Annotated in this window: 4 protein-coding genes and 1 pseudogene; 3 read left to right on the top strand and 2 right to left on the bottom strand. The window is 50.9% G+C overall.

Annotated features, from left to right (window positions below):
- Both NZ772_13470 and fabI read right to left on the bottom strand, forming a co-directional pair.
- Positions 1–302: pseudogene (locus NZ772_13470) on the bottom strand (Tab2/Atab2 family RNA-binding protein).
- 24 nt (positions 303–326) lie between these two features.
- Complete coding sequence (gene fabI / locus NZ772_13465) at positions 327–1103, bottom strand: enoyl-ACP reductase FabI (protein MCS6814558.1); 777 nt, start codon at positions 1101–1103, stop codon at positions 327–329.
- 387 nt (positions 1104–1490) lie between these two features.
- Between fabI and ntcA the strand changes: the two genes are divergently transcribed.
- From ntcA to shc, 3 genes are all read left to right on the top strand, one after another.
- Entirely contained in the window at positions 1491–2162 is a 672-nt protein-coding gene (gene ntcA, locus NZ772_13460; GenBank protein ID MCS6814557.1) for a global nitrogen regulator NtcA, read from the top strand.
- Between the two features lie 199 nt (positions 2163–2361).
- Complete coding sequence (locus NZ772_13455; protein ID MCS6814556.1) at positions 2362–3768, top strand: DUF3084 domain-containing protein; 1407 nt, start codon at positions 2362–2364, stop codon at positions 3766–3768.
- A 94-nt stretch (positions 3769–3862) separates the two neighbouring features.
- The coding region (shc, locus tag NZ772_13450; protein ID MCS6814555.1) for a squalene--hopene cyclase at positions 3863–5170 on the top strand (1308 nt) is incomplete at its 3' end.

Raw genomic sequence — 5170 nt, 5'->3', positions numbered from 1 at the left:
CGATCGCCCGTTTCCGTCGCTAACACCAAGCCACCTGGAGGCCCCGGAATGCAAGTAGCTGCCACTGGTCTAGCAGCCTGTAGCCAGCGGGCTAGGGTCAACGATCGGCGGCCACCATCGATAACCAGACCAGGAACTTCAGCAGAGGAAGCAATGCCCAAGGTGAGCGGGTGCAACTGTTCCGGCAGGTGTAGCACAGGAATTGGTTGATCCTGAAAGGCAGTTACCAGTTGGGCCGCTGGTAAGGTGGCAAACCGCCAACGATCGCCCCAAAGACGATCAGGCAAGGGCTGTGGTGGTGGTGGCAATGGTGACCCCTGCACAGCCTACATCCCCATAATTGCGTAGCCAGAGTCCACATAGAGAATTTGTCCAGTGATGCCGCTAGACAAATCGCTGCACAGAAATGCTGCCGCATTGCCTACTTCCAGTTGGGTAACCGTGCGGCGCAGAGGAGCTACTGCTTCAACGTGGTGAATCATGTCTAAGATTCCCCCTACAGCAGAGGAGGCCAAGGTGCGAATTGGCCCCGCAGAAATGCCATTGACTCGAATGTTGAGAGGGCCGAGTTCAGCAGCGAGATAGCGTACACTCATTTCTAGGCCAGCCTTAGCGATACCCATGACATTATAGTTAGGCACAACCCTTACCCCACCCAAGTAGGTCAGGGTGACAATGCTACCACCCTCGGTCATCAGAGGTTTTGCAGCTCGACTCAGGCTGACTAGCGAAAAGGTGCTGACATCCATCGCTAAGGAAAAGCCCTCGCGAGAGGTCTGGCTGAACTCCCCAGAGAGGTCTTCCTTGTTAGCGAAAGCCAGACAGTGAATCAAGATGTGTAATGTCCCCCATTTTTCAGCGATCGCCGTAAAGGTAGCCTGTACTTGCTCATCATTCTGCACGTTGCAGGGTAAAAACAAGTCTGGCTGTAATGGTTCCACCAGTTCCCGCACCTTCTGTTCCATTCGTCCCCGATCGTCGGGCAAATAGGTAATTGCCAGAGATGCCCCAGCCTTGTGGAGTTGTTGGGCAATGCCCCAAGCAATAGAACGATTATTAGCAATGCCCGTTACTAGGGCTTTTTTTCCAGTCAGATCTAACATAGAGACTATCAAGGATAAGGGGCGAGGTAAGCGCAGGTGAGCAGAGTCACTGACCGACTGCTAGCTGACAGCCAACGTACAGGCCAACTTATAGTTTATGACCTACAGGTCACTCTTGGGCACCAGTTGTGAGAGGTAGAGTTGACTTCAACGTGAGGGCAACTAACTGTGAACACTCCTTTTTGGCTTTTTAGAGAGTATAGCGGATTTGTAACGCACGCTACAAAAAACGATGCTCACTACGTTTAAGTAGTGTAAAGTACCTACTTTTAGTACCCAATGGTTGGGATTGCTGGGAAAAAGTTGGTTCGATCCGGCAGATGATTGCTACATTCATAGGTTATGGGGCAGTTAAACGGGCAAGAGCGCAAATCGTAGTAGAAAGCCATGGCGTTGACCCAGGATAAGTCGCTAGCATCAGTATTTCGTCAAATTACTGGAGGAACATTTCCACCAGTCATCGAGTCGTTCGACCGCGGCAAGACCATCTTTTTTCCTGGCGATCCGGCAGAACGAGTTTATTTCTTGGTGAAGGGGGCTGTGAAGCTATCCCGTGTATACGAGGCTGGTGAAGAGATTACTGTAGCCCTCTTGCGAGAAAATAGCGTGTTTGGGGTGCTATCCCTATTGACAGGGCACCGCTCTGATCGCTTCTATCACGCGGTTGCCTTTACGCCTGTGGAGTTGATGTCCGTGCCTATTGACCACATGGACAAAGCCTTGAAAGACAATCCTGAACTCTCGATGTTGATGTTGCAAGGATTGTCGTCTCGGATTCTGCAAACCGAGATGATGATTGAAACCTTGGCTCACCGTGATATGGGATCACGGTTGGTCAGCTTCTTGTTAATTCTCTGCCGAGATTTTGGTGTGCCAACGAACGACGGCATTATGGTAGATTTGAAGCTCTCACACCAGGCGATCGCAGAGGCGATTGGCTCTACCCGTGTTACCGTAACTCGACTACTAGGCTCCTTACGTCAGGATGGCATGATTTCCATTCACAAAAAGAAAATTACTGTTCATAACCCTGTGACCTTGAGCCAACAATTTAGTTGACAGTGATTGTTCGTTCACGGTAATCACCTGTGGTAACTACTAGGCCAATCACTTGTGGCAATCAATAAGTTTAACGACTATGCAATTCGTGACAATACTGATGTGCTGGTTGCCTGTTGGCTTTTGGTTAACCAAATAGCGAACGTTCAGCAACTATACTGAGTCTAATTGTTAATGTGTGGAGAACCCCCTTGGATTCATGACCAGCGGGTATGTTCTGATTCTGGCAATTTTGGTCTTGGGAGGAGTGATTGCAACCGTTGGCGATCGCTTGGGAATGCGTGTAGGAAAAGCGCGCCTCAGCCTGTTTAATCTCCGCCCTCGCCAGACAGCAGTATTAATTACGATTCTGACGGGTAGCCTTGTCTCAGCATCAACCTTGGGAATTTTGTTGGCGATCGACGAGCAATTGCGTACAGGAGTATTTGAATTGGGCAGAATTCAGTCTAACCTGAGGGATGCCCGTGAAGAGCTAAATCAGGTGAGGACACAAAAACAGAATATCGAAGACCAACTCACTAAGGCACGAGCCGAGCAATTGACTGCCCAGCAGCGCCTTGATGCTACCAATCGCTCCTTAGATGCGGCGATTGCACGGCAAGAAAAAACTCAAAAAGAGCTACAACAACGCATTAATGACTTTCAGCAGGCGAAAGCTCAGCTAGGGGCAGTTACCAGTCAAGTACTTTCCCTGCGCTTAGAAATTAACCAACTACAAGCTGATCGTCAGCGACTGGTGGAACAACGAGATCTAGTGCAGAATCAAATTGCCCAGCGCGATCGGGATATTGCCCAACGCGATCGCCTAATTAACGAACGTGACCGAGAACTGACTCGCCGTAACCAAGAAATTGCCCAGCGCGACCAAGACATCGCCCGACGATCAGAGCGGCTGAAAGAACTGGAACTCGTACAAACTGAGTTAGAAAAGTTTCTGCGGCAACTGGAATTTCAAATTCGTCTAGTACGCAGTGGAGATGTCCGCGTTGTGCGAGGACAATTGCTGGCCTCTGGGGTCTTGCGAATTGTAGACCCCGCTGCCGCTGGACAAGCCGTCGATCAACTCTTGAAGGCAGCCAACCGCGTTGCGTTGCAGTTAACCCAACCAGGCACAACCCCTGACGACAGTAATATTATTATCCGCATTACAGCCGCAGAGGTTGATCAACTCATCGAACAAATCAAAGATGGACGCGATTATGTTGTGCAGGTGTTTTCTGTGGCCAACTACGTATTAGGTGAACAGAATATTCGCGTAGTAGCTAATGCTACTCCCAATCGCTTGATTTATGCCATAGGTGAAGTGATTGCCACATCGCGACTGACCCCCGTGAGTTTAACTGAGAATGAGCTACGACAACGGATTGAGCAAGTTTTAGCTGTAGCAGAACTCCGTGCCCAACGGGATGGCATCCTGGAAAGCGGTATTCAAGTAGGTAATGATGCAACAATACCAGCCATTATCCAATTTACAACCAGGCTTAAGGACTACGATCAAACGATCGATATCCAAGTGGTCGCTGCTGATAATGTCTATAACTCTGGCCCACTGAAAGTTCAGTTGGTTGCGTTACAAGCGGGTAAAGTCCTATTCCAGACGGAGTAGTTAGCCTGCACGGGAATTGTTGAGTCGTAGCCTTCGTCAAGGTTGGCCGTAGTTCGGTATCATCAAAGGCGGCAGTTGTGAGGATGTTGACAGAATGCAAACCCAGGATTGGGCGACGGAGAAGCATTTACAACCCAAGGTAGAGCAAGCGATCGCAGCAAGTCAGGCTTATCTGCTGGCGCAACAGTACCCTGGTGGCTATTGGTGGGCAGAACTAGAGTCTAATGTGACGATTACAGCCGAAGTAGTATTGCTGCACAAAATTTGGGGCACAGACAACCAGCGGCCTCTGCACAAAGTCGAACCTTACCTGCGATCGCAACAGCGAGATCACGGTGGTTGGGAATTATTTTATGGAGATGGCGGCGATCTCAGCACCTCTGTGGAAGCCTACATGGCACTGCGACTGCTAAGGGTTCCTGCTTCTGACCCAGCATTGCTCAGGGCCAAAGCGTTCATCTGTCAGCGGGGAGGCATCAGTCGCTCTCGCATTTTCACCAAACTGCACCTCGCGTTGATTGGCTGCTACGACTGGCGGGGCATTCCCTCCATTCCCCCGTGGATTATGCTGCTGCCTCCCATCTTCCCGGTCAACATCTACGAAATGTCTAGTTGGGCACGGGGTAGTACGGTGCCACTGCTGATTGTCTTTGACCAAAAGCCTGTGTTCCAGATAGAACCAACCATTAGCCTAGATGAACTCTACAGCGAAGGCATTGCCAATGTGCGCTACGAGCTGCCACGGCAAGGGGACTGGAGCGACTTGTTTGTGCTGTTGGATGATGTCTTTAAGCAAGCAGAAGTCTGGAATGTGGTGCCCTTTCGAGACGAAGGTCTGCGCTTGGCCGAGCGCTGGGTCTTGGAACGACAAGAGGCAACAGGCGACTGGGGTGGCATCATTCCTGCCATGCTCAACTCACTGCTAGGGTTGCGCTGCTTGGGGTATGACGCAGCCGACCCTGTGGTTGTAAGAGGGATGGCAGCCATTGATCGATTCGCGATCGTTACCGACGATACCTACCGTGTTCAGCCCTGTGTTTCCCCCGTATGGGATACTGCTCTGGTCATGCGTGCCCTGGTAGATTCGGGTATGGCTCCCGATCACCCTGCTCTCGTTTCCGCTGGCAACTGGCTGCTCAGTAAGCAGATTTTAGACTACGGCGACTGGGCCGTGAAAAATACTCAGGGCAAACCTGGAGCTTGGGCCTTTGAGTTTGACAACCGCTTTTATCCTGATGTGGATGATTCAGCCGTGGTCGTGATGGCGCTGGATGCTGTACGGTTGCCCCATGAAGCAGTGAAGCGAGCCGCGATCGCCCGCACCCTTGCCTGGATTACCTCAATGCAGTGTCGTCCTGGCGGCTGGGCTGCCTTTGACCTTGATAACGACCAAGACTGGTTA

The sequence above is a fragment of the Cyanobacteriota bacterium genome (assembly GCA_025054735.1).
Classification (GTDB): domain Bacteria; phylum Cyanobacteriota; class Cyanobacteriia; order SKYG9; family SKYG9; genus SKYG9.
The sequence above is the reverse complement of the archived record's forward strand: the minus strand, read 5'-3'. Positions and strand labels throughout refer to the sequence as shown.

Bases quoted from the DNA above. Each gene is read 5' to 3' on its own strand.
- fabI (MCS6814558.1), bottom strand. From the start codon at position 1,103: ATGTTAGATCTGACTGGAAAAAAAGCCCTAGTAACGGGCATTGCTAAT.
- ntcA (MCS6814557.1), top strand. From the start codon at position 1,491: ATGGCGTTGACCCAGGATAAGTCGCTAGCATCAGTATTTCGTCAAATT.
- NZ772_13455 (MCS6814556.1), top strand. From the start codon at position 2,362: ATGACCAGCGGGTATGTTCTGATTCTGGCAATTTTGGTCTTGGGAGGA.